At 62.1% G+C, this 23,806-nt stretch carries 15 protein-coding genes; 5 read left to right on the forward strand and 10 right to left on the reverse strand.

What is annotated here, in order from left to right; all coding sequences use genetic code 11:
• The first annotated feature begins 908 nt into the window (after positions 1–908).
• Positions 909–1,685, forward strand: a complete 777-nt coding sequence (locus tag OX460_RS20090; protein ID WP_289899689.1) for a 5'-methylthioadenosine/adenosylhomocysteine nucleosidase — start codon at positions 909–911, stop codon at positions 1,683–1,685.
• 166 nt (positions 1,686–1,851) lie between these two features.
• Here OX460_RS20090 and putA read toward each other — a convergent pair whose 3' ends face one another.
• Positions 1,852–5,505 carry a trifunctional transcriptional regulator/proline dehydrogenase/L-glutamate gamma-semialdehyde dehydrogenase gene (gene putA, locus OX460_RS20095; RefSeq protein WP_289899690.1) on the reverse strand — a complete coding sequence of 1,218 codons (3,654 nt, stop codon included), beginning with the start codon at positions 5,503–5,505 and terminating at the stop codon, positions 1,852–1,854.
• A 206-nt stretch (positions 5,506–5,711) separates the two neighbouring features.
• Here putA and OX460_RS20100 point away from each other — a divergent pair, with 206 nt between their 5' ends.
• Together OX460_RS20100 and OX460_RS20105 are read left to right on the forward strand one after the other, a co-directional pair.
• Complete coding sequence (locus OX460_RS20100) at positions 5,712–6,167, forward strand: Lrp/AsnC ligand binding domain-containing protein (RefSeq protein ID WP_010393827.1); 456 nt, start codon at positions 5,712–5,714, stop codon at positions 6,165–6,167.
• A gap of 202 nt (positions 6,168–6,369) precedes the next feature.
• Complete coding sequence (locus OX460_RS20105; protein WP_289899691.1) at positions 6,370–7,929, forward strand: methyl-accepting chemotaxis protein; 1,560 nt, start codon at positions 6,370–6,372, stop codon at positions 7,927–7,929.
• Positions 7,930–7,979: 50 nt separating this feature from the next.
• Here the strand turns inward: OX460_RS20105 and OX460_RS20110 are convergent, their stop codons facing one another.
• Complete coding sequence (locus OX460_RS20110; protein ID WP_034783859.1) at positions 7,980–8,960, reverse strand: LysR family transcriptional regulator; 981 nt, start codon at positions 8,958–8,960, stop codon at positions 7,980–7,982.
• A gap of 192 nt (positions 8,961–9,152) precedes the next feature.
• On the opposite strand from OX460_RS20110, the gene OX460_RS20115 reads away from it, so the two are divergent.
• The gene (locus OX460_RS20115; protein WP_034752641.1) at positions 9,153–9,458 is read left to right on the forward strand and encodes a hypothetical protein; all 306 of its coding nucleotides are present in this window, start codon (positions 9,153–9,155) and stop codon (positions 9,456–9,458) included.
• A 66-nt stretch (positions 9,459–9,524) separates the two neighbouring features.
• On the opposite strand, the gene OX460_RS20120 is transcribed toward OX460_RS20115, so the two are convergent.
• The 5 genes from OX460_RS20120 to OX460_RS20140 form a co-directional block, all read right to left on the reverse strand.
• On the reverse strand, positions 9,525–10,133 hold the full coding sequence (locus OX460_RS20120) for a chalcone isomerase family protein (RefSeq protein WP_289899692.1): 609 nt from the start codon (positions 10,131–10,133) through the stop codon (positions 9,525–9,527).
• Between the two features lie 112 nt (positions 10,134–10,245).
• Positions 10,246–10,512 (reverse strand): YfhL family 4Fe-4S dicluster ferredoxin, encoded by a 267-nt coding sequence (locus OX460_RS20125; RefSeq protein WP_077398358.1) that lies wholly within the window; start codon positions 10,510–10,512, stop codon positions 10,246–10,248.
• 14 nt (positions 10,513–10,526) lie between these two features.
• Entirely contained in the window at positions 10,527–11,024 is a 498-nt protein-coding gene (gene coaD / locus OX460_RS20130) for a pantetheine-phosphate adenylyltransferase (protein ID WP_034752633.1), read from the reverse strand.
• 112 nt (positions 11,025–11,136) lie between these two features.
• Complete coding sequence (gene rsmD / locus OX460_RS20135; RefSeq protein WP_289899693.1) at positions 11,137–11,796, reverse strand: 16S rRNA (guanine(966)-N(2))-methyltransferase RsmD; 660 nt, start codon at positions 11,794–11,796, stop codon at positions 11,137–11,139.
• A 197-nt stretch (positions 11,797–11,993) separates the two neighbouring features.
• Entirely contained in the window at positions 11,994–12,899 is a 906-nt protein-coding gene (locus OX460_RS20140) for a DUF6279 family lipoprotein (RefSeq protein WP_289899694.1), read from the reverse strand.
• A 25-nt stretch (positions 12,900–12,924) separates the two neighbouring features.
• On the opposite strand from OX460_RS20140, the gene glmU reads away from it, so the two are divergent.
• Complete coding sequence (glmU, locus tag OX460_RS20145; protein ID WP_099665959.1) at positions 12,925–14,301, forward strand: bifunctional UDP-N-acetylglucosamine diphosphorylase/glucosamine-1-phosphate N-acetyltransferase GlmU; 1,377 nt, start codon at positions 12,925–12,927, stop codon at positions 14,299–14,301.
• A 433-nt stretch (positions 14,302–14,734) separates the two neighbouring features.
• Here the strand turns inward: glmU and OX460_RS20150 are convergent, their stop codons facing one another.
• From OX460_RS20150 to OX460_RS20160, 3 genes are all read right to left on the reverse strand, one after another.
• Positions 14,735–16,405 (reverse strand): ShlB/FhaC/HecB family hemolysin secretion/activation protein, encoded by a 1,671-nt coding sequence (locus OX460_RS20150; protein WP_289899695.1) that lies wholly within the window; start codon positions 16,403–16,405, stop codon positions 14,735–14,737.
• A gap of 34 nt (positions 16,406–16,439) precedes the next feature.
• Positions 16,440–21,425 carry a YDG domain-containing protein gene (locus OX460_RS20155; RefSeq protein ID WP_289899696.1) on the reverse strand — a complete coding sequence of 1,662 codons (4,986 nt, stop codon included), beginning with the start codon at positions 21,423–21,425 and terminating at the stop codon, positions 16,440–16,442.
• Between the two features lie 329 nt (positions 21,426–21,754).
• On the reverse strand, positions 21,755–23,761 hold the full coding sequence (locus OX460_RS20160; RefSeq protein ID WP_289899697.1) for a sensor histidine kinase: 2,007 nt from the start codon (positions 23,759–23,761) through the stop codon (positions 21,755–21,757).
• Positions 23,762–23,806: the final 45 nt, after the last annotated feature.

Consider the following 23,806-nt stretch of genomic DNA (forward strand, 5'->3'; position numbering starts at 1 on the left):
AACCGGCACGGCCGGCATCACGCGCACAGCACTGCCAAACCGTTTTGCAAAATGGAAACGTCAACAGGCTTGAGCAGGCAGCGTGCCAGCAAGCCATTCGATGTGAAAAAGAGGGGGGATTTGAGATGATTGTGGATAAGTCACTTGATATCCACAGGATGACTTGTGAGTAAACACGAAGTTATGCGCAGGCCCGCATTTTATACAATTTTGCTCCTCGCGTGATACAGCGATTATGCACGCTTTATTTTGCGCGTAAACGATTGATCCTGTTAAAAAAAAGCGACTTATCCACAGAAAAAAACGCGTTTACTATTACTACTATTTTTATATATAGATCTATTGTAAACCGACAAAAAAAGCGGAAGTCCGGGGATATTTCCAAAAAGCATGCAAAAACCGCCAAAAAAAAAGCCAACGGCGACATCGCGAGCCACTGCCAAACCGTCTTCCAGGAATCACCTGGATGCCAAGGTTCATGAAAGAACAACGCTCGTGGTTGCTCAACCAGGATTGCCAGGCAAGGATCAAGGCAAACGAAACACGTCAAACATGCCACTACAGCAAGAAAATCCGTGATTTTTGCTTGCTGCTGTGGATAAGTGCCTGCATATCCACAGGATGAGATGTGGGAAAAGTCGATCTTTGTCCACAGCCCGATTTTTATCCCAAACAAGTCCTCCGTAGATACAATGCTTGTGCGCCTACTTTTTTGTGCGCCAAGTCGATGATTTTTATACGGTATACCGACTTATCCACAAAAAAATGGCCGTTTACTATCACTACTATTTTTATGTATACATCTTTATTTAAAACACAGAAACAAACGCGAACGGTGGAAAAGTCACCGAAATAGCTGTTTTCACCCTGTAAACCGTTTGGCAATCCAAAAAACCTGTAAAAACAGCATGAATTCACACAAAAAAATGCGTTTGGGCATCATCAGTGCCTTGCACGAAGAACAGCAGGGGCTGGTAGAAGCCATGCAAGGCCCCCAGAGGCGTTCGCACGGCATGCGCGACTACACCCTGGGAACCCTGTGGAATATCGACGCTGTGTGCGTCCTGTCGCGTCTGGGCAAGGTTGCCGCCGCCATGACAGCTTCTATCCTTGTGGAAAAGTACGGAGTTACCCACATCGTCTTCACCGGCGTGGCCGGCAGTGGGGATAAACACGTGAAAGTCGGCGATATCGTCGTGGCCGAAGCGCTGTTGCAGCACGATATGGATGCCCGTCCCTTGTTTCCCCGCTTCGAAGTGCCGCTGACGGGACTGCAGCGCTTTGCCACGGACCTGCAACTGAGTACGCAACTGGCTGCCGCCGCGGAAGATTTCCTGCGTGACGATGTGTCCAGCGTGCTCAAGGCGGCGGATATTGCGCAATTCCGTCTGCAACACGCGCAAGTGCATCGCGGCCTGATCGCCAGCGGCGACCAGTTCATCAGCAGCGCCGCGCATGTGAACCAGCTCAAAGTTGATATCCCCGACCTGCTGGCCGTCGAAATGGAAGGCGCCGCCGTGGCGCAAGTGTGTTTTGAACTAGGCGTGCCGTTTACGGTCATGCGCACCATTTCCGACAACGCCAACGAAGAGGCGGCCGTCGACTTCATGCGTTTCGTGCAAACCGTCGCTTCGCCGTACGCGTTGACGGTGATCCAGCAGCTGTGCCAGCGCCTGGCTAACTGATTTTTCAGCTAGTGTGCATAAAAAAAGGGCAGAACCACTGGTTCCGCCCTTCTTATTTCAAAACAAAAGAATCTGAAAAATGTTCAGGGCCAGGCGCCTTGCCGCAGGCAGTACGAATGTACGGCCAGGCAAGGCAACAACGCCCTGGACTTTTTCTCAGGTTCCTTTAGACGCTGAGCATCATCAGACTGGCGTTACCGCCGGCCGCCGTCGTATTCACGCACAGCGCCCGCTCAGCGACCAGGCGCCACAGGGGGATGACACCCTCTTGCGTGGTGGCGATGGTGCCCACCAAGGCCCCTTCCCGTGCCGCCAGCAGCGGTTTGAGCTGGCCATCGAGGCAAGGCTCGATCATGGCGATCTGGAAATCATGCTTGACGGACTCCAGGCTGCTGACGACCTGGATGCGGTCCTTCAGTGCGGCCGGCAAGTCGCCGGGGATCAGATCCGGCGCTTGCGCCAGCACGAGGGCCTGGTTACCGGTGGCCAGGACGGCTGCCAGCTGGTTCATCAGCGTGCCGGACGTTGCTGCCGCGCACAGAATCGTCCCGCGCGCGGCAAAGCTCAGGGTATTGCGCTCGCCCGTCGGGCCAGGCAAGACGGTGGTGCTGCCCAGCAAGGTGGTGCGCGCATAGTCCTGCGCCAGTTGCTGCACCTGGTCGTGGCCGTGCATCTTCGCCCACACTGTGAGCGCATCGAGGGCCGGCGGCGCCTGGCGCTGGTGCTGCGCGCCGGCCGGCGCATTGCGCTGCAAGCGTTTCAGGTACAGGGGGCCGCCCGCCTTGGGGCCGGTGCCGGACTTGCCTTCACCGCCGAACGGTTGCACGCCGACGACGGCGCCGACGATGTTGCGGTTCACATAAATATTGCCCACGTGCGCGCGCTTGGTAATGAAATCGATGGTTTCATCGATGCGCGTATGGATGCCCAGGGTCAAGCCGTAACCGCTGTCATTGATCGATTGCACCAGTTGCGGCAGTTCGGACCGCTTGTAGCGGATCACGTGCAGCACGGGGCCGAAGACTTCCTGCGTCAATTGCGCCAGCGACTTGATTTCCAGCACGGTCGGGGCGACAAACGTGCCTTTGACGGTCGGCAAATCGAGCGAATAATGGTCGATGGCCATGGTTTTCATCTTGTTGATGTGCGCCAGCAGGTTACCTTGCGCTTCCGCATCGATGACGGGACCGATATCCGTGGCCAGGCGGTCAGGGTTGCCAACGCGCAATTCCTGCATCGCGCCCTTGAGCATGTGGATGGTCTTGTCGGCGATTTCCGTTTGCAGGAACAGCACGCGCAAGGCCGAGCAGCGCTGGCCGGCGCTGTCGAAGGCGGACGACATCACGTCTTGCACCACTTGCTCCGGCAAGGCGGACGAATCGACGATCAGGGCATTCTGGCCACCCGTTTCGGCGATCAGGGGAATGTCGATGCCTTCGGCCACGGCACGCGCGGTCAGGTTGCGGTTGATCAATTGCGCCACTTCCGTCGAGCCCGTGAAAATCACGCCTTTGACGCGCGTGTCATTGCACAGGCCGGCGCCGACGATCTCGCCGCTGCCGGGCAAGAATTGCAGCGCGCCCCGCGGCACGCCCGCCGCATGCAGCAATTGCACAGCGCGGTGGGCGATCAGCGGCGTTTGCTCGGCCGGCTTGGCCAGCACCACGTTGCCCGCCGCCAGGGCGGCGGCCAGCTGGCCCGTAAAGATGGCCAATGGGAAATTCCACGGGCTGATGCAGGTGACGGGCCCCAGCGCCAGGGTATTCGGCGCGTGTTCCACCTGCGCCGCGTAGTAGCGCAGGAAGTCGACGGCTTCGCGGATTTCCGCGATCGCGTTCGGCAGGGACTTGCCCGCTTCGCGCACGGCCAGTGCCATCAGCTCGATATGGTGTTCCTCGAACAGGTCGGCCGCACGCAGTAACGCTTGCGCGCGGAGCGACGGTTCCGTCGTTTGCCAATCCATGGCAAAGGCGCTGGCGCTGGCCAGGGCCGTTTCCACGTCGGCCTGACCGGCTTCCATGACCTTGCCCACGACATCGTCGTGCTGGGCCGGGTTGTGCAGCATGTGCGTGGGGCCGTTCAGGCTGACGGCGCCATCGATCAGCGGCGCCGCCTGCCACGTCTGCTGCTGCGCCAGGCCCGTGGCCAGGGTGCGCAAAGTGTCTTCATTCGACAGGTCCAGGCCGGCCGAGTTCCTGCGTTCGCTGCCAAACATGTCCAGCGGCAATGGAATCGACGGGTGCGGCAAGCCGCCCTGCAGGCGCGCCTGTTCCAGCGGATCGCGGATCAGGCTATCGATGGCCACGCTTTCGTCGACGATCTGGTTGACGAAGGACGAGTTGGCGCCGTTTTCCAGCAGGCGGCGCACCAGGTAGGCCAGCAGGGTTTCATGCGAGCCGACAGGGGCGTAGATGCGGCACGGCTTGTCGAGGTTGTCGGGGCCGACGACCTGGTCGTACAAGGTTTCGCCCATGCCGTGCAGGCACTGGAATTCGTAGTCGGTAATGCCGTCGCGCTTGGCCCACGTATAAATGGTCGACAGGGTTTGCGCGTTATGCGTGGCAAACTGTGGATAGATCAGGCTGCTGGCTGCCAGCAGTTTTTGCGCACACACGAGGTAAGAGACGTCCGTGTAGACCTTGCGCGTGTAGACGGGATAGCCTTCCTGGCCGTCGACTTGCGCGCGTTTGACTTCCGCATCCCAATACGCGCCCTTCACCAGGCGCACCATGAACTTGCGGCCGCTGCGGCGCGCCAGGTCGATCAGGAAATCGATGGCGAACGGGCAACGCTTCTGGTACGCCTGCACCACGTAGCCGATGCCGTCGAAGCCGGCCAAATCGGCATCAAAGGCCAGTGCTTCCATCAGGTCGAGCGACAGTTCCAGGCGGTCCGTCTCTTCCGCATCGATGTTGAAGCCGATGTTGTACTGTTTGGCCAGCAACAGCAGCGCTTTGACTTTTGGCAACAATTCTTCCAGGACTCTGGCGCGCTGAGCGCGGCTGTAGCGCGCGTGCAGGGCCGACAGTTTCACGGAAATGCCGGGGCCATTGCGGATGCCGCGGCCGTTCGAGGCCTTGCCGATGGCATGGATCGCCGTTTCGTACGAGGCGTAGTAGTTGGCCGCGTCTTGCTGCGTCAGGGCCGCTTCGCCCAGCATGTCGTACGAGTAGCGGTAGCCGCGCGTTTCGTTGTCGCGGCTGTTCTTCAATGCTTCCTCGATGGTCTGGCCCGTCACGAACTGGTTGCCCAGCATGCGCATGGCCAGGTCGACGCCTTTGCGGATCAGCGGTTCGCCGCCTTTGGCGATGAGCTTGGTCATGGCCGAACCGAGGCCCGATTCGCTGCTGGTACTGACCAGTTTGCCCGTGATCAGCAAGCCCCAGGTGGCCGCGTTGACGAACAGCGACGGCGATTCGCCCAGATGTTTCTTCCAGTCGCCCTTGCTGATTTTGTCGGCGATCAGACGGTCGGCCGTTTGACTGTCGGGTATACGCAACAGCGCTTCAGCCAGACACATCAATGCAACACCCTCTTCCGACGATAGCGAGAACTCGTGCATCAGTGCATCGACGCCGGAGGCGCGTGTGCGTTTTTGGCGCACGTTCGAGACCAGGCGGTGCGCCAGGGCTTGCCCTTCGGCTATCGTTTCGGTGCTGCTGGGGCGCACTTGTTGCAACAGCCACTGCACGGCGGAAACCTCATCGCGCCTATAGGCGGCGGTGACGGCGGCGCGTTGTGGTGTCGCTTCGGGCAGGATTTCTGCCTGGAACGCAGCAAAAGGAATCGGGGTAAAAGCCGAGGGGCCTGCAGGGTGCATAAGTGCTCTTTACAAGGAAAAGGGGACGAAAACTGACGTAATTCTTGCTCTTTTTTGGTGCAAAAAAATACAGAAAGTCGGACGTTAAGATGATTCGATTGTAAAGGGGATTCTTATGGATTAATTCTGGTAATACAGGGGACTAGCAATAGATAGTTTTTGATGCGACAATTTAACCAAATAATATTAATTTGGGGGTGATGGTAATGCTGGACAAGATCAGTAAGAAAATCTTGATGGAATTGCAGAGCGATGGACGCATCAGCAATGTGGAGCTGGCCGCGCGCGTGAACCTGTCGCCGGCCGCCTGCCTGGAGCGCGTGCGCAAGTTGCACGAATCCGGTTACATCATGGGCTATACGGCCCAGTTGAACCCGCAGCTGCTCGACGTGTCGCTGCTGGTGTTCATCGAAGTGGTGCTCGATCGCACGACACCGGAAGTGTTCGACGCCTTCAAGCATAGCGTACAAATCATCCCAGAGGTACTGGAATGTCACATGGTGGCCGGCGGTTTCGATTACCTGGTCAAGGCGCGCGTCAAGGACATGGCCGCCTACCGCGAATTCCTGGGCAAGACGCTGTTGCAGAAAGGTGTGCGGGAAACCCACACTTATGCCGTCATGGAAGAGGTCAAAAACACGACCAAATTGCCAATTAAGTGACCCTGGTGTAGCCGCCCCACTTTTCTGATTGAGCTATCGGAACAAATGTTGTAGGGTAGAACTACAATTCTGCTATCCGGTAGCCGCCTGAAACGCCGCGCAGACGGTCACTTCAGGGTGCAAAGTGGGCAATCGTGCCCACCCGCATACGGTTACGGCACGTCCCCGCGGGGGCGTGACGGGTTCGCGCAGCGGGGGACAAATGAAGCAGTTGCAGCATCAGCTGGTGCGTTTCTTTGTATTCACGATCCTGGCCATGGCCGTCGCCTGTTGCCTGGCCTATCTGTTGTTGCTCTCGGGCGGCGACCATCCCTATCTGATTGCCTGCGTGGCCGCCGCCATCGGCGCCGCGTTGCTGGCGTTTGCCGGCCGTCCGCGCGGCGAGCCGGGCTTGCACCAGTTCGCCGACACGGTGGGCAACGCCATCGATGCCATCATGATCGGCGCGGCGGAAACCTCGTATTTTGTCGATTCCGTCAAACAGAAGGTGGAACTCGATGTCCGCACGGCCAGCGACATTGCCGACAGTTCCGTACAAAATGCCGCGATGACGGAAAAGATCGCCGCCAATGCGGAACGGGCCGCCAAGGTGGCCGCCGGCGTGCGCGTGGAAAGCGTGGCGGCGCGCGCCGAAGTGGACCAGGGCTTGCAGCGCATCAATAACGCACGCGAGGAAGCGCAAGGCGCCTCCAGCAACATGCTGAGCTTGCAGGAAAAATCCAAACGCATCACGGGCTTTACGGAAGCCATTTCCGATATTTCCGCGCGCACCAACTTGCTGGCGCTGAACGCCGCCATCGAGGCGGCGCGCGCCGGCGAACATGGGCGCGGTTTTGCCGTGGTGGCCGGGGAAGTGCGGCAATTGGCGCAGCGCACCAAGGAAGCTTCCGATGAAATCAGCGTGATGGTGCGCGAAATCAATGAACAGTCGGAAAAAGCCGCACGCGGCATGAGTTCGCTGGCGGCCGGCGTGACGGAAGCGGCGCGCAATGTGCAAAGCGTGCACGCCTCGCTCAGCCATATAGAGCAGTCATCGGGCGAGTCCGAGGACGAGATCGGGCAAATCGCCCGCGCCTCGCGCGAACACGTCGAGACGACGCAAGTGATCGCCGACGCCATCCTGCAAATCCGCGACAGCATGCTGTCGACGAATGCCGAATTGCCGCGCGCCACGCAATCGGCCATGGCCCTGGCCGAGCGGGCCGAAGTGATCGCCGGCGCCCTGGGCGAATCGAGCGTGGCCACGCCGCACGACGAGATCCGCGAGGCGGCCCAGCGCGCCGCGCGCGACGTGGGCAAACTCTTCGAGCAAGCGATCGCCTCGGGGCGCATCACGCGCGACGCCCTGTTCGACCGCCATTACCGCCCCATCCCGAATACCGATCCGCCCAAGCACAACACGAAATTCGACGCGTTCACGGACAAGGTGCTGCCCGACTTGCAGGAAGGCGTGCTGGCGGCATTGCCCCACCTGGCGTATGCGGGCGCCGTCGACAACAATGGATATTTTCCAACGCACAACAAGAAGTTTTCCCAGCCGCTGACGGGCGATTACGCCACCGATATCGTGAATAACCGCACCAAGCGCATCTTCAGCGACCGCACGGGCAAGCGTTGCGGCAGCAACACCAAGGCGTTCCTGTTGCAGACCTATAAACGCGACACGGGCGAGGTCATGCACGATTTGTCCGTGCCCATCCACGTCGAGGGCAAGCACTGGGGCGGTTTTAGAATCGGTTACCGCTCCAGTAACCACGCATAAAAAAAACGCCTGATGAGATATCAGGCGTTTTTTTTGTCCTGTCGCAAGTCTTACTCGACGTGCGGCTTGGGCGCCACGCCACCGCCGGCCGCCGTGGCCGTGCGCAGGGTGGGCGTGTTCATGCTTTCCAGGTGATTGCGCAGCCATTTGTGGGCGGGGCTGCGGGCGTCGCGCTCGTGCCACAGCATGTCCAGGTGGACGGCTGGCAAGGTCAACGGCAAATCCTTGTACAGCAGCGATTCCGTCATGCCCGTCGAGGCGATCAAATGGCGCGGCAAGACCGTGATCAGGTCGGAATTGGCGACGACCCGCCCAGCGGTAAAGAACTGGTTGACCGTCAACAAGATGCGCCGTTCGCGGTGGATCTGCGACAGCGCCTCGTCGATCAAGCCATGCGCGCGGCCGGAAAAGCTCACCAATAAATGGTTGGCCGCACAGTAGTTATCCAGGGTCAATTCCTTGTCGGCCAGCGGATGGCCGCGCCGCATCACGCACACATACTTGCCGGAATACAGGCGCTCGTGACGGATGGGCGAACCCGTTTCGCTGGACAATTGCGCCGCCACGCCGGGAAAGAAGCCCACGGCCAGGTCGATGTCGCCGCGCAGCAGCATGGGACGCGGTTCGCGCGTGGTCAGCGGCATCATGCGTACGTTGACGCCGGGCGCTTCCCGTTCGATCGAGCGCATCAGCGAAGGCAGCCAGAACGCGGCCGTCGCATCGGCCATGGCCATGCGGAACGTGGCATGCGTTTTCGATACGTCGAAGGTTTCCGGCGTGACAGCCGCTTCCAGGCTGGCCAGGGCCGAGCGCACGGATGGCCACAGCGCTTCGGCGCGGGGCGTGGGTTTCACGCCATAGGCCGTGCGGATCAGCAATTCGTCACCGAGGCTCTCGCGCAGGCGTTTGATGGCGTTCGATACCGCCGGCTGCGTCATCGCCAGGTGGCCGGCTGCGCGCGTCAGGTTTTGTTCCGTCATGACGGCGTCGAAAACACGCAGCAAGTTCAGATCCAGCGTCAGAAAACTCATGGAAAGCCCAAGATAAAAGTTGAATTGATTACTTAAGAGTGTAAACCGCGCCGGGCACGAATATTTTCACTCGTAAAAAAATATTACAGTTTTCCATTCACGATTCATATAATTGGTATCAAGAAATGGAATTAGATTTATATGTTGCACTGCACTATAGTACTGGCAAATTCTATAATGCACTGGAACACTATGTCTACCTTCGCCTCCGCCCTGTACGCAGTATCCGCACCCGTGCTGGAGATTTCCCTGCTGAACGCCCTGCAACTCGTGCTGGTGATCGTCGCCGTGGGCGCCTTCGCCCTGCTGTTCAAGCCTTTGCTGGTGGGCATCGCCCGCGCCATGATGCTGGTGGTGCGTCCCAAGCTGAGCCGTGAAGAGCGCCTGGCGCGCCAGCAGATGCGCGAAGCGCAAGCCTTGAAACGCACGCTCGGCAAGATGGATGGCGTATCGCCAAGCAATGCCGCCGAATTGCGCGCCCTGTCGACGCGTGCGTGAGCGAGCAACTGTTGTAGAATGACAAGCCGGCCTGCGCCGGCTTTTTTTACGCTTGCCGCCAGCCGATTACGCCATGTCGCCCAGCAAATGCGCGCGCAACATGGTGTCGGCCGGATGGGCACCTATCCAGATTTTCAGCAGCGCATTATAGAAAGCCAGGTCCGGCACCGTGTCGCCCACCTGTTTGCCGTTCAGCTTGCACAACGTTCCCTCTTCCGGCAGCCAGTCCACGGTGAGAATGTCGCCCTTCTTCAGGCCCGGCACCATTTCGAACATGGCGCCGAACTGCATCGTCTGGCTTAGCAGGCGCGTGCGGTCGGCCTGGTCGGAACTGCGCTTCAAGCCCTGCATGAAGGCTTGCCCCAGCTCGTCGGAAGTGATGTCGCGCAGCATGACGATTTCCAGGCGGCGAGGCCCGGGCAGCGCCAGGATGTCGGCCAGCTGGGTTTTCTTTTCCGGCAGGTACAGCGCGATCGTGTACACCTTGAAGATGACCTTGTAGCGCACGCCGGCGCCGTTGAGTTTTAATTCGCGGCTGGCCAGCTGCACCGTGTCGTCCAGCTTGACGCCGCCCACCTCGACGGCGAGCGCCGGTCGTGCCACGGCGGCGCACAGGCCGGCGCACAGGCAGGCGGTGGCCAGGGAGCGGCCCAAACGGGATGTGCTTATTTGCATCTTCTACCTCCGTGGAAACCATGGGCTGTGGATAAGTCAGCACACAGTGTAGAACAGTTGGCAGAAGCTGGCGCCACGCAGACGTGGCCCGGAAGTGGCGCGGGAGAAAAGCTCAGGCTTTGGCGGCGGGCAGTTCCGCCTGCAGGCGTTCGTACTTGGCCATCAATTGCTCCGGGCTTTCGCGCCAGGCGGGATTGAAGGGGATGCAGCTGACGGGGCACACTTGCTGGCATTGCGGCTCGTCAAAGTGGCCCACGCATTCGGTGCACTTGTTGGGATCGATTTCGTAGATTTCCGCGCCCATGTAGATCGCGTCATTCGGGCACTCGGGCTCGCAAATGTCGCAATTGATGCATTCGTCGGTGATCAGTAATGCCATGATTTCACTCTTACTTATTGCGATGAGGCAGCGTTGGCGGCAATCTTGTTTTGCAGCCAGCGGTTCACCGAGGGGAAGACAAACTTGGAGACGTCGCCGCCCAGCGCCGCGATTTCGCGCACGATGGTGCCCGAAATGAACTGGTACTGGTCGGATGGCGTCAGGAACATGGTTTCGACATCGGGCAGCAGGTAGCGGTTCATGCCCGCCATCTGGAATTCGTATTCGAAGTCGGAGACGGCGCGCAAGCCGCGCACGATGACCCGCGCTTCATGCTTGCGCACGAAATCCTTGAGCAGGCCGGAAAAGCTTTCCACTTGCACATTCGGATAGTGGCCGAGCACTTCGTTGGCGATTTCCAGGCGTTCGTCGAGCGAGAAAAACGGTTGCTTGTTCTTGCTGTCGGCCACACCGACGATCAGCTTGTCAAATAGACCCGATGCGCGGCGCACCAAATCTTCATGACCGCGCGTGAGCGGATCGAATGTTCCTGGATAAACGGCTACAACCATTGCGGCTCCCTGACGATGCACCAATATAGACGCGCATTATGCCTGAAATTGGTGACCACCTTGGTGCTGCGCCTCGGGGCAGGGAGCTTTTTTGCCTCATTTATAGGCAGATTCAGGCAGTAGCCGGCACTTTGTTGTAAGTTAGCAAATGATAATAAACGGTGCCCGCCTTGTCGGCGCGGATGACTTCCCACGGCGCCATCCACTCCGGTTTTTCCAGGGCGCTGGTTGCATCGAAGACGAGCGGCAAGCCCGATTCCGCATACACCATGCCGCCTTCCTTGAGCAGGTTGGCGCATAGCGGCAACACTTTCGCCAGGAAATCCTGCTGGTAGGGCGGATCGAGGAAGATCAGGTCGAAACGCTGGCCGCGCGATGCCAGGCCTTGCGCCGTCAGCAAGGCGTCGCCGCGCAGCAGCTGGACATTGTCGGCGCGCAATTTCGTCTTGTTTTCTTCCAGCTGGCGGATCACGGGCGTATGGGTGTCGACCATGGTGACGGCGGCGGCGCCGCGGCTGGCCGCTTCGAAGCCCAGTGCGCCGCTGCCGGCGAACAGGTCCAGCACCTGGGCATTGGCCCAGTCGCCGTCGCGCAAGTGGTTGATCCAGTTAAACACGGTTTCGCGCACGCGGTCCGGTGTCGGGCGCAAGCCCAGTGCCTGCAAAACAGGCAGCACGGAGCGCTTCCACTGGCCGCCGATGATGCGCACCTGGTTCGGTGGCGGCGCGTGGTGGACGGGGACTTTGGCGGGTTTCTTAATTTTCTTTTGCATGGGTATTTAAAACACCTAACAAAACCTACTGCGCGTCGCGATTTGCGGCCTGCGATGCTCACTGTGCATTCGCACAGCTGCGCTTCTTAGCCACAACTCACTGCCGCTCGCTACGGTTTTGTTAGGCGTTTCATTTCTTCAATTCGATGGCGGCCACTATAGCATATGGCCCCCTCCCCCTTGCTGGCGCTGCCTGGCTATTTGGCTTGCGTGGCGAGGGAATTGAAATCGTCGATCCAGCCCTGCATGCGCTTGACGGCATGGGTTTTTTGCGCCGGCGTGGCGATCTTGATCACCGTCATGACCATCTGCGCCGTGCTGCTTTCGTAGGCATCGAAGAAGGCCTTGCGCTCGGAATGCTCGAGGCGCTCGAAACTGTCCTTGATCAGGGTCGTGATCAAGCCCACGGTGGCTTCCTTGCCGAGTTTTTCCTGGTGAACTTTCTTGACCAGGCTCAACACGTTCTGCTGGCGCCGCATGCGTTCGTCGAGCCAGATCTCGTTGTTCAGCGGACGCGCGTCGGACGCCTTGCGGATGACGGCTTCCTGCTCGCTGCTGAAGCTGCCGAACCACAGTTCGAATTGCTCCATGGCTTTCTTGTAGCGCAGTTTCTGGCGCTTCTCCTGGTCGCCGCTCAGGTATTTCTTGCGGTAATCCTCATTGTTCGACTTGAACTTCTTTTCCATCTGCGCGATCTGCTCGGGCTTGAGCGAGCGCGCCAGGTCGGCCAGCTCGGGCGCCGCCTTCAGCAACAGCGCCTGGGTGCGCTGCTTGATCTCGCTGTAATCCGCCAGCAGGTCGGCCTGCGTGGCATTGCCTTGCAACTGCTTCTGGCCCGTGCGCAGGATTTCCACGTAATCCTTCAATTGCGTCTTGCGGTGCCAGTCGAACAGCTTGTCGATATCGTCGCGCACCCAGCCCTTCTGGTCGCGGTCCAGGTCGACATACGCGTTCAGCCACCAGTACAGCACGGTATCGCCATTGTTGTAGGCCAGGCGCAAGCCGCTGCAGCCGGCCATGACGACGAGCAGGATGGCCAGTAAGGCATACGTCAAGCGGCTGGAAGACGTGGAAGACGGGGCCTGCGTGTTAAACTTTTTCATATTCTTAACTTATAAAAGACGGTCTATGAACGTTGTCATTCTCGCTGCCGGTATGGGCAAACGCATGCAGTCGGCACTGCCCAAGGTATTGCACCCGCTGGCGGGCAAGCCGCTGTTGTCGCACGTCATCGACACGGCGCGCGGCCTGGCGCCGTCCCGATTATGCGTGATTTACGGGCATGGGGGCGCAGCAGTGCTGAAGTTGCTCGACGGCTACAAGGTGAACCATGGCGTGCAGATCGACGCCGCCGAGCAGGCGCAGCAGCTGGGCACCGGCCATGCCGTCCAGCAAGCGCTGCCTTTGCTGGATGACAGCGTGCCGACCCTGATCCTGTACGGCGACGTGCCGCTGACCAGCGCCGCTTCCCTGCAGCAACTGGTGCAGGCGGCCGGCAAGGACAAGCTGGCGATCCTGACCGTGGAACAGGACGATCCGTTTGGTCTGGGCCGCATCGTGCGCGACAACGGCGCCATCGTGCGCATCGTCGAGGAAAAGGATGCGACGCCCGCCGAGCGCGCCATCCGCGAGATCAACAGCGGCATCATGGTCGCGCCCACCGTGCAGCTCAAGCAATGGCTGTCGGCCTTGTCGAATGACAATGCCCAAGGGGAATACTATCTGACCGATATCGTCGCCCAGGCCGTCGCCGATGGCGTGGCCGTCACCTCGGCGCACCCGGCCGCCGTGTGGGAAGTGGCGGGCGTCAACAGCAAGGTGCAGCTGGCGCAATTGGAACGCATCCACCAGAACAATATCGCGCAAGCGCTGCTGGAACGGGGCGTGACTCTGCTCGATCCGGCCCGCATCGACGTGCGCGGCGAACTCATTTGCGGCCGCGATGTCACCATCGACGTCGGCTGCGTGTTCGAAGGCCGGGTGGAACTGGGCGACGGCGTGCGCGTGGGCGCCAACAACGTCTTCATCAACGCCACGGTGGCCGCTGGCGCGCACATCAAGCCCTTCTGCCATATCGAGGACGCCATCGTCGGCGCCGCTTCCATCATCGGCCCCTACGCGCGCCTGCGCCCGGGCACGGTCCTGGCGGAAGACGTGCATATCGGTAACTTCGTCGAAGTGAAAAACAGCCAGATCGCCGCGCACAGCAAGGCCAATCACCTGGCCTACATCGGCGACGCCACCATCGGCTCGAAGGTCAACATCGGCGCCGGCACGATCACCTGCAACTACGATGGCGTGAACAAGTTCCGCACGGTGATTGAAGACGACGCCTTCATCGGCAGCGACAGCCAGCTGATCGCGCCCGTCACCGTCGGCAAGGGCGCCACCCTGGGCGCGGGTACGACCTTGTCGAAAGATGCGCCGGCCGGCAAGCTGACCGTGTCGCGCGCGCGCCAGGTGACCATCGACGGCTGGACGCGTCCCGTGAAAATCAAGAAGTAAGCGGCGCAGTCAGCCCTTGCACACAGGCAGGCCGCATGGCCTGCCTTTTTTGTATGTGGATAACTCTGTGGGCAAGCCACTGCACAAGTGGCGCATAAGCCTGTGTGCAAGCCTGCGCATAAGCTGTTGGCAAGTTCTATAATCTGGCCCGCCATGCGCGTGTCGCTGCCTTTTCCGCTGATTCCAGCAGCTTGCCAGCGATGCAATCACCTTTTCCTGCGGATTGTGGATAACTCTGTGTGTAAGCCTGCGGATAAGCACTGGATAGTGTGGGTGCAAGTGGGGATAACTACAGTTTTGCCACCTGCTTCCCGGATATTGCTGTGGGTAAGCCTGTGGAAAAACCGTGCACAGACGGTGGATAGCTGGTGGGTAAGTCTTGCGTTGGATCAAGCAACAGCCGAAAGTCGGGCTTCCGGCTGTTGCCGCCGCATCAGAAGCGGCGATTGAGTTCGACCCACAGGCGGGCCGAACTGCGCGACGCCAGCAGGACTGGCGTGCCGCCGATGGGCTTGGCGACGTACGCGCGGGCATTCCACTGCTGCCCGTCCGCCCAGTTCACGCCCAGTCCGGCGCCGTGCAGGCGCGCGCTGTTCGGGCCCGGCGTCCAGCGCTGCTGGTTCACCGTCACGCGCGCGCTGTCGACGAAGGCCACGGCTTGCCATTGTCCCGCGTCGCTGGCGCTCAGTTCATGCCGCCATTCGGCGCTGCCGAAATAGCCGAGGTCGCCAGCTGCCGCGCCCACGTCATACGCGCGTACCGTGTACGGGCCTCCCACGCTCATCTTTTCGGAGGAATCGAGATTGCTGTCCGCCCACTGTCCCGCGAAGGCCAGGTACACGGCGTTGCGCTGGTCCAGGTTTTGCAGGCGCGACAGGTTGACGTTCCATTTCGCAAAATTGCCATGGCTGCGGGCGCTGAAGGCGTCGTTCAGGCGCGTCAGCGGGTCGCTGATGTCGAGCTTGCCAGCCGTCGCGGCCACGCTCCAGCTGGTGGTGGCGCCAGCGAAGGCGGCATCGCGCACGTCGCCACCGAGGGTGGCGCTCAGGTTATCCAGGCGGCGGTCGCTGCGCATGGCGCTGGCGTCGATGCGGTCGCGCAAGTGCACCTGGTCATACTGCAGCTGGATCGACATGTTCGCATCGCGGCTGCGCAGCAGCGGATGGCGCAGCCAGGCACTGGCGACCTGAGCCGTGCCATGTGCGTGCAGCGGGCGCATGGCGCCTTCCAGGCGGTAGCGCAGGGCGGACATGGCCACCCCGGCGCGCGTGCCAGCGCCGTTCAGCAGCAGGTCATAGCCGAGCCGCGCATACGACATGCCCGTGCCCGAGCTGAGCACGCTGGCGCTGGCCACGTCGCCCTGGTGCAGCGGGTTGTACAGGTACATTGTGGCGCCAAGGCGGGCGCGGCCGGTGTAGCGGTTGCCATTGTTGTCGAGGAAGGCAGCGCCAGCCATGCGCGGGCCGGACCAGGCATCGACCAGCAGGTCGGAGCCGCCCACTTCGGCGCCGGGCGTGAGCGTGGCCGTGATGGCGACATTCGGTATGTCGGACAGCAACAGCAAGCTGCGGTCGAGTTCCGCCTGGCCGATGGTCTGGCCCGTTTGCAGCGGCGCCAGCGTGGCGTTCAGCAAGGCGTCGCTGACGTCGCTGCGGTTGTCGATGCCCACCTTGCCGTAGCGCGCCTCGAGCACGTCGATGCGCACGATGCCCTGGCGGATGGTCTGGGCGGGCACGATGGCGCGCGCCAGCGGATAGCCATGGGCGCGGTAGTAACTGGTGATGCGGGCCGCCAGTTCTCCCAGTTGCTCCAGGGACAAGGTCGTGCCATGGGCGCTGGCGACGAGCGCCTGCAAGGTGGCCGTATCGAACGCGCTGTTGCCGGCGATATCGATCTGCGTGACGAGAAAGGGCGCGCTGGCGGGCAGCGGCGCGCCCTCTTTCTGTTCGATGCGCAGCGCCGGCGCGCCGGGAGCCGTATTGGCGGGCGTGGCCGGCTGCAACTGGCGCAGGATGGCGCCCGCATCGGGCACGACCGGCGTAGTTTGTGCTAGGGCGCATGGCGCAAAGGCCAGCAGCAGCAGGGACAGCAACGGTTGTTGCATCAGGTGTCGCGGAGTCAAGGAATGAGTCATGGTGTTATTGATTTACGTTAAGCATGTTGGCGGGCAGCTTGACGCCGCCCAGGACGACTTGCAGGGCCGGGCCGCGGCTGCCGATCTGCATGCTGGTGTTTGGCAAGGCATTGCTGGCGGCGGCAGTGCCGGCCGGGGCATCCGTCTGCGTGACGGTGATGGTGGGTGCGGCGGCCAGCGTGCCGGGACGCGTGTCGGCAAAGCTGCCCAGCACTTGCGCCTGCAGTTGCACCACGGCTGCCTGGGCCGGTGGTGGCAGGCTGGCCGGCGGCGGCAGGGTTGCCGACGTCAAGGTTAGCGCGCCGGCATTGCTCTCGGCTTGCACGAAGGCATAGTCGGTCGAGGCCAGGCCGCTGCCCGTGATGGCGTAGTTGCCAGCCGGACTGCCGGCCGTGGCCGGGCTGGTCCAGGCCACGGTGCCGCTGGTGGCGTCCGCCAGGGTGTCGCCGCCCAGCAAGCCGCTGACCTTGCCGCTCAAGCCTTCCGGCGCGCGGCCGCCCGTCAGGCTGGTGGCGGTGGCCGTGTACAGCAAGCTGGCCTTGGCGATATCGGCGGTGATGTTGCCTGGTTGCACGAGGTCATAGTTGGCCGCATCCGCGCCTTGCAAGGTGTAGCCATCGACGATGACGGTTTTGCCTGTTCCGGCGTGCTTGTCGGCAAAGCGGGCAGCGCCGCCCGCCACGCTCAATTGGTCGTCGCCCAGCGCCAGCACCTTGGCCTTGCCTGTCAAAGTGGCACCCGTGGTGGCGTCATACACCTTGTTTGCCGCAGACACGCCGGCGACGACCACGCTGGCCTTGCCGATGTCGGCCGTGACGTTGTTCGGTTGCACGAGGTCATAGTTGGCCGCATCCGCGCCTTGCAAGGCAAAGCCGCTCAGGGTGACGGTCTTGCCCATGCCAGCATTCTTGTCGGCAAAAGATGCGCTGCCGCCGGCGACGCGCAGTTCGTCGTCGCCCAGCGCCAGCACCTTGGCCTTGCCCGTCAGGGTGGCGCCGGTGGTGGCGTCATACACCTTGTTTGCCGCACCCACGCCGGCGACGACCACGCTGGCCTTGCCGATGTCGGCCGTGACGTTGTTCGGCTGCACCAGCACATAGTTGGCCGCATCCACGCCCTGCAAGGTAAAACCGCTCAGGGTGACGGCCTTGCCCATGCCGGCGTTCTTGTCGGCAAAACGGGCGGTGCCTCCGCTTACGTTCAGCTGGTCGTCGCCCAGCGCCTGCACGCTGGCCTTGCCCGTCAAGGTGGCGCCCGTGCTGGCGTCATAGACTTTATTGGCCGCCCCCACGCCCTGCACATTCAGCGTGGCGCGGTTGACGGTGGCGCTGTGCCTGCCGCCTTCCAAGGTGTAGTTGCTGGCCTGGCCCGTGCTGCCGTCAGCCAGCGTCAGCGTGCCGTTGGCCATGGTCTTTTTTCCACCCGCGTTTTTGTTGTCGAGGATACCGTTACCCGACAGCAACAGGCTCTCGCCTTGCACCAGGCCGTTCAGTGTCAGCAGACCGGCCGCCATGCTGGCGCTGCCGTCATAGGTGCGCGTGCCGTTCAGGCTGATGACGGCCCGGTTGATCGTCAGGGCGCCCGCCTGCAGGTCGATGTCATACCCTTGTTGGCCGGAATACAGGTAGGTGCCGGCGGCGTTGTAAAGACCGGCATCGCGGATGGCGCCGTACACGCTGTTGCTTGAGGAAAAGACTTGCCCGGAGTCGGCAGCGCCAGCGATCGAGTAACGGGCATTGGACAGGCCCCCCGCATAGCTTTGGCCATCGTAAGTCTTGCTGACCGCATCCGAGGTGACGGTCAGGGCGGTCAGGAAACTGCGCAGCAACGGCGCCGTCTGGCCTTCATAGATGCGCCAGATGGCGCCGCTGCCGGCGTTCGTGGCCATGTCCCAGCCATCGAAACTCGATTTCGAGTGCAGTTGCGCATCGCTCAAGGCGTGCACGTTCGTTTGCGCGCCGCCACCGCTGCCGATGCCCGAGACGCCGTCAGTACTGGTCCAGAAGCTGTTGTTTACCTGGCTGAAGTTGGTGCCGATCAACGCGCCCTTGCTGGTCTCGCCCTTGACCATGCCCGTCGCGTACGTGTTTTCGACGGTACCGCTCATGTTGAGGCCGATCAAGCCGCCCACGGACGTGCTGCCGCTGACGGCGCCGCTGGCGTAGCTGTTGTTGATATTGCCGTCGTTCGTGCCGAGCAAGCCGCCAACGGACTCGCGGCCATTGACCGTTGCGCTACTGTAGCTGTTGGAAATGAGGCCCCTGCCGTAGCCTGCCAGGGCGCCGACGTGGATGACGCCGCTGATGCTGCCGCCCAGTAAGCCGATATTGCTGATGACGGAGGAGCTATCCGCATAGCCGAACAAGCCGACGATATCGAAGTCGGACGCGATGGTCAGTCCGCTGATGGTATGGCTCTGGCCGTTCAAGCTGCCGGTGAAGATATTTTCTATGCCGCCGCCCAGGCCGTTTGCCATGCCGACAGGAATGAATCCATTCTTGCCCCAGACGCCCTTGCCGCCCGCCGTGGCGCTGGCATCGATGTTGGCGCCCAGCACATAGCTGCCATTGAGTGCCATGGACATCAATTGCAGCTGGTGCGCATTGTAGATCGTTGTGGAATACTCGGATGCCAGCATGGGATAGGTCCCGCCTTCGCCATGGCCGGCATTATTCAAGTTGCCGTCCACGTTGACCAGCACCCAGTTATTGCCCTGCGCGCCAGGCGTGGTGGTGAAATTGAATCCCGTAAAACTGCTGGCCGTGCGCATCTGCGTGTCCGTCAGGCCGGTGCCGCCCTTGGAGGTCGCCTGGCCCGTACCATCGATGGACCAGAAACTGTTGCTGATTTGCTGGGGCGCGCTGTTGCTGCCGATCAAACCGCCGAAGTTGGTGCCGCCGTCGGCGATGAGCAGGCGCCCCGCCGCGTAGCTGGTATTGACGGATCCCGCTCCCCAGTTGGTGCCCACCAGGCCGCCGATCTCGGTCCTGCCCGCCACGCTGCCCGTGGCATAGCTGTTGCTGATCGTTCCCTGGTTGATGCCGACCAGGCCGCCGCTCTGGGTATTGCTGCTGACGGCGCCCGAGGCGTAGCTGTTGACGATGGTGCCGCTGTTGCGCGCCACCAGGCCGCCGCTGATGAAGCCGTCGGCGATGACGTCGAGCGCCGCATAGCTATTCTTGATCGTGCCCTTGTTGTCGCCCACCAGCCCACCGGCGTAATAGTGGGTCTTGATGTGGCCGCCATTCAAACCCACATTCTGGATCAGAGCATCCTTGGTGGTAATGGAAAACAAGCCGCTGCCGCCGCCGGACCCGGACATCATGCTGAGCTGATTGATGGAATGGCCGAGGCCGTCGAAGATGCCGCCAAAGGCTGCATCCCTGCCCAGCGGCACGAAGCCCGCGTCCCACCAATTGGGGTTCCAGGCGGCCGAGGCGGTGGCCGAGGCGTCGATGTCGGCGCCGAGCACAAAATTGCCGTTCAGTTTGCCATTGATCCCTTGCAAGTCGGTGCCCGTGACACTGCGGTAAGCGCCCAGCTGGGTAATCACCGTGTAGCCGGTACGCACGCCATCGGCGCCCAGTTTGGTGCTGAAGTTTTGCCCGGCGGGCAAACTCACCTGCGCGCCGTTGCCCAGCTGATACACGGCCGTGTTGCCGGCAGCGGCGGCGCCCTGGCCGTATTCCAGCGCCAGGCTGGCCGTGCCGGAACCGTTCAGGTTGGCGTTGATATTGATGTTGCGCTGCGCATGCAAGGTCAGTTCATTGGCCGACCAGCTGACCTGGTCGTTGACGTGCACGTCGCCGGCCGTGCCGTGGCTGCCTTGCGTGCTCTGGATCACGACATTGCCGTTGCGCAAATTGGCCGTCAGGGCGGCGCCGCTGATGTCGCCGCCGCTGGCGGCGATGGTGAAGTCGACGGGGTCGATCAGCCAGGTGCCGGCGCGGCCCTGGGCAGCGGCCGTGCTGATGCGCACGTCGTTGCCGATCTTCACGTGGGCGGCGCTCGTTTCGATGAAGCCGCCATTGCCGCCCGTGGGGGCGCTGGCGTCCAGGGTGCCGCTCACATGGGTGGTGCCGGCGGCCATGCCGCCGAGCAAGACGATGCTGCCATCGCGCTGCTCCACGCTGCGCGCCTCGATGACGCCCGTGTGGTTGACGACGCTGGCCAGCAGCGAATCGCGGGCGCCTGCGCTCATCAGCACCTGGCCGCCATCGGCGCGGATCAGGCCGCCGTTCTCGGCCAGGTTGTTCAGGGTGCTTTGTTCGATGCGCAGTTGCAGCAGGCGCGCGCCGTCAAAGCTCAGGGTGGCGGCGCTGCCGGCGCCCAGGGCGACCGTGCCCAGGCGGGCCGAGATGGCGCCCTGGTTGCTCACTTGCCGGCCCAGCAGGGCGACATAGCCGCCATCGGCCGCGCGCAGCGTGCCTTCGTTGACGACCTTGCCAATGCCCTGGCCGCCGAACGCGTGTTTCGAACCGCTCAGGCTGGCGCTGTCGACGTCGAGCGTCGAGGCCACCAGGCCGCCCACGTTGACTTGCGCGCCGCGGCCGAACAGCACGCCGTTCGGATTGATCAGGTACACCTGGCCATTCGCGTTGACTTTGCCGAGGATCTGCGTGCCGTTGCTGTCGAAGATGCGGTTGACGGCCAGTGCGCTGGCCGAAGGCTGGACGAAGTTGACGGTTTCCTTGGCGCCCACGTTAAAACTGTTCCAGTTCAGCGCGGCCTGCGCGCTGCCCTGATGGATGGTGGTGGTGCCGCCCTGCTGGCTGATGCTGGCCGTGCCGCTCACCACCTGCCCGCCCGTGGGCGCGGCCTGCGCCGGTCCTCCCAGCGCCAGCGCCGTCATGGCGGCCGCTGCCGCGGCCAGTTTGCGGCGGCTGCCCTTGCCGCGCCCGCGCGACGTTTCCGCGACGGCGACCCAGGCGTTCAAGACGTGGCTCCAGACGAGGCGGTAGATGTGGTTCAACGATCCGTGACGATGCATGCGATGTCCTTGTTGATTTGAATAGGGAGACGCCCGCGCGCCTGCGGACCTGGCCGGGCTGGCGCGAGCGGGAAATGGGGAAAGAACGGGTCAGGAAAGCGGCGCGAACAAGGAGGGGCCGGTGAGGTGGCTGGCGAGTTGGTTGCGGTACATGTTTTCCCTGTGCTGTGCGTGGACGGCGTCCGTTGCGGCTTTTGTTGCTTTTTTAAATATAAACGTTATAAAAAGCTACAAAGATTTCTGAACGGAAAGATATCAGAACGGGGAAATTTAAAATTGAGCAAACCTGAGCGATTCCCGACTGATTTAGTCGGGAATGCGCGCGGTCGTCAGACGGGCAGGCGCAGGGCGAAGCTGATGGTGCCGTTGTTGCCGGCGCTGGCCAGTATCACTTGGCCGCCATGCAATTCGGCGATGCGCTGCACCAGGTACAGGCCCAGCCCGGCGCCGGGTTTGTGCTGGGCGATGCGGCCACGGAAGTATTTCTGGAACAGGCGCGGGATTTCATCGGCGGGCAGCGGCTCGCCTTCGTTGCTGACGGCGATCTGCACGCGGCCGTCCTCGAGCGTGCCGGCCTGCACGCGGATCGCCAGGGCTTGCGGCGCATGCCGGTCGGCATTGCTGAGCAAGTTGCGCAGGGCCACGCGCAGCAGGCTGGCGTCCACCACGGCGCTGGCGGGCAGCGCCTGGACGCTGGCCTCGATGCGGCCCGGCGGCCATTCGGCCAGCACGGCCGTCAGCAGCGCGGGCAAGTCGCATGGCAGGGGCCGGAAGGTTGCCGCGCTCGTTTCCATGCGGTCGGCGCTCAGGTATTCATCCACCAGCGCCGTCATGCGGCCGCTCGCTTCGCGCAAGTTCTGGCAGCGCTGCAGGGTTTTTTCCCGCGGCGCGTCCGTGTTGCGGGCAATTTGCTGGGCCGTGGTATTGATGATGGCCAAAGGCGTGTGGAATTCATGCGACACCATGGCAACGAAATCCTGCTGCTCTTCGCGGGTGCGGGTTTCCACTTCCAGCGCGGCGCGCAATTCGCCTTCCAGCACGGCGCGCCGGCCGATTTCCTGCCGCAGCGCCACGGTGCGCAGCGCCACCTGCTCTTCCAGCCGTTCATTCAGGGCGCGCACGGCGCTGACGGCCTCCGCTTGCGCCCGATCCTTGGCGCGGCGTAATTCGGCGTAGCGGCGGTTGAGGCGCAGGCTCATCAGCATCATGTGCACGAAGGCGCCCAGGGTGGCCGCATGGTTGGTCCAGAAGTTCGGCGGCACGATGGCCATATTGCGCAGGAAACTGATCACTACGCCCGCGTAAAAGATGCCGAAGATAAACAGGAAAGCGTGCGCCGGACGATGCCCGCGCAGCGCCAGCCAGCTGGCCAGGGCGATGAACAGCACGATCAATGGCAAGGCCGTCATTTGCACGACGAGCACGCCGGCGGCATAGTCGCCGTGCAGCACCAGCAGCGCCCCGCACAGCGCGGCAGCGGCCGTCAAACCCACCACGACGCGGCTGAAACGGGGATACAGGGCGGGCAGTTCCAGTTGCAAAGTGGAAAAACGCGCGCCGACGGCGATGGACATCGCCATCGACACGCCCAGCATGGGATCGGACAGCCAGTTCGGCATGGTGAAGATTTGCTGGGGAATGGCGATCGTCAGCGCTTCCGTCGTGGCATTCGTCAGCACGTACAGCAGATACCAGCCGCTGTGGGCTTCGCGCGTCATGCGCCAGAAAAAGATATGGAACAGGATCAAGAGCAAATAACTGCCGAACTGCAAGCCGTAATACAGGTATTCGCGGCGCGAAGCGTTGTCGAAGGCATCGCTGGGCAGCAAGGTCAGCTCCGTCGACATGGCTTTTTTGCTGTGCAGGCGCACCAGCCAGCGCTGTGGCGTGTCGGCTTGCAGGCGCAGCGGAAACACCACCTGGCGCGCATCGATGGGCCAGTTGCCGCGCGCCACGTCGGCGCCCGCTTCCTGCAAGACCCAGTGGCCTGCCGCGTCCCAGCGGTACAGCCGCACGTCGTCGAGCACGGCGTTGCTGAAACGCACGACCCATTCATCGGGGGAGCCTGCCGCGCGCGTCACGTCCAGGCGCAGCCAGACGGCGTCCTGCGTGTAACCGGCGCTGACGGCGCCGGGCAAGGTGCGCCAGCCTGGCGCCGCCAGTGCCGCATCGGGCCCCAGCCGGCTCGTGGCATCGCGCAGCATCTGCAGGTGGCCGCTGGCGGACACGGGCTGCCCGCTGGCCGGCAGCAGCAGCGGCGCAGGCAGGGGCGCGGCAGCTGCGGCATGGGGGAACAGGGCGGTGAAGAACAGGCAAAGGGCGAGCAGGATTTTCATGGCGAGGCAGCTTACCACGGCCAGCATGGGAGTCAGAAAGACAAC

The sequence above is a fragment of the Janthinobacterium sp. SUN033 genome (assembly GCF_030397595.1).
Taxonomy (GTDB): Bacteria; Pseudomonadota; Gammaproteobacteria; order Burkholderiales; family Burkholderiaceae_D; genus Janthinobacterium; species Janthinobacterium kumbetense.

Bases quoted from the DNA above. Each gene is read 5' to 3' on its own strand.
- OX460_RS20090 (WP_289899689.1), top strand. From the start codon at position 909: ATGAATTCACACAAAAAAATGCGTTTGGGCATCATCAGTGCCTTGCAC.
- putA (WP_289899690.1), bottom strand. From the start codon at position 5,505: ATGCACCCTGCAGGCCCCTCGGCTTTTACCCCGATTCCTTTTGCTGCG.
- OX460_RS20100 (WP_010393827.1), top strand. From the start codon at position 5,712: ATGCTGGACAAGATCAGTAAGAAAATCTTGATGGAATTGCAGAGCGAT.
- OX460_RS20105 (WP_289899691.1), top strand. From the start codon at position 6,370: ATGAAGCAGTTGCAGCATCAGCTGGTGCGTTTCTTTGTATTCACGATC.
- OX460_RS20110 (WP_034783859.1), bottom strand. From the start codon at position 8,960: ATGAGTTTTCTGACGCTGGATCTGAACTTGCTGCGTGTTTTCGACGCC.
- OX460_RS20115 (WP_034752641.1), top strand. From the start codon at position 9,153: ATGTCTACCTTCGCCTCCGCCCTGTACGCAGTATCCGCACCCGTGCTG.
- OX460_RS20120 (WP_289899692.1), bottom strand. From the start codon at position 10,133: ATGCAAATAAGCACATCCCGTTTGGGCCGCTCCCTGGCCACCGCCTGC.
- OX460_RS20125 (WP_077398358.1), bottom strand. From the start codon at position 10,512: ATGGCATTACTGATCACCGACGAATGCATCAATTGCGACATTTGCGAG.
- coaD (WP_034752633.1), bottom strand. From the start codon at position 11,024: ATGGTTGTAGCCGTTTATCCAGGAACATTCGATCCGCTCACGCGCGGT.
- rsmD (WP_289899693.1), bottom strand. From the start codon at position 11,796: ATGCAAAAGAAAATTAAGAAACCCGCCAAAGTCCCCGTCCACCACGCG.
- OX460_RS20140 (WP_289899694.1), bottom strand. From the start codon at position 12,899: ATGAAAAAGTTTAACACGCAGGCCCCGTCTTCCACGTCTTCCAGCCGC.
- glmU (WP_099665959.1), top strand. From the start codon at position 12,925: ATGAACGTTGTCATTCTCGCTGCCGGTATGGGCAAACGCATGCAGTCG.
- OX460_RS20150 (WP_289899695.1), bottom strand. From the start codon at position 16,405: ATGCAACAACCGTTGCTGTCCCTGCTGCTGCTGGCCTTTGCGCCATGC.
- OX460_RS20155 (WP_289899696.1), bottom strand. From the start codon at position 21,425: ATGCATCGTCACGGATCGTTGAACCACATCTACCGCCTCGTCTGGAGC.
- OX460_RS20160 (WP_289899697.1), bottom strand. From the start codon at position 23,761: ATGAAAATCCTGCTCGCCCTTTGCCTGTTCTTCACCGCCCTGTTCCCC.